This is a genomic window from Streptomyces sp. GbtcB7, assembly GCF_019091445.1.
In the GTDB taxonomy this organism is placed as follows: domain Bacteria; phylum Actinomycetota; class Actinomycetes; order Streptomycetales; family Streptomycetaceae; genus Streptomyces; species Streptomyces mirabilis.
This window is the reverse complement of sequence record NZ_JAGXJM010000151.1, coordinates 1-402: the sequence shown is the minus strand read 5'-3', so window position 1 is coordinate 402 and position 402 is coordinate 1. Positions and strand designations below refer to the sequence as shown.

General features: G+C 74.1%; 1 protein-coding gene. It reads left to right on the top strand.

All coding sequences use genetic code 11. The features are described from left to right. Positions 1–345: hypothetical protein (locus tag KVT44_RS55620; protein WP_217576879.1), on the top strand; the 345-nt coding region annotated here is incomplete at its 5' end. Between the last annotated feature and the right edge of the window lie 57 nt (positions 346–402).

Below are 402 nucleotides of genomic sequence, written 5' to 3'. Positions count from 1 at the left end.
GGAGCGATCCTCCTGGGGGGACTCTGGCTCGACACCCGCGAGAGCGCCGACGCCCGCTGCCTCGCGGCTGAGATCCCTGCCGGCGTCGCCGTGTCGGAAGTGGCGCTGATCTCCGCCGAGGCGACGGCATGGCCGGTCGGGCGCCGCTGCGAGTGGCAGGCGGCTTCGGGCGACGGCGTCGTCGTGACGCAGACGGGATGGCCGCGGACGATCGGCTTCGCCGTGGTCGGTGCGCTGTCGGCGTGCGTCGCGATCCTCGGGATGCGGCGACGTTGGGCGGCCGCGATCGCGCCGCTCGCCGTCTGCCTCGTCGTGTACGGCCTTGCGGTCTTCTGGGCGGGCTGACCGCACCGCCCCTGGGGGAGGATGGGCAGATGACCGCTGCGGATCACGACACGCGCC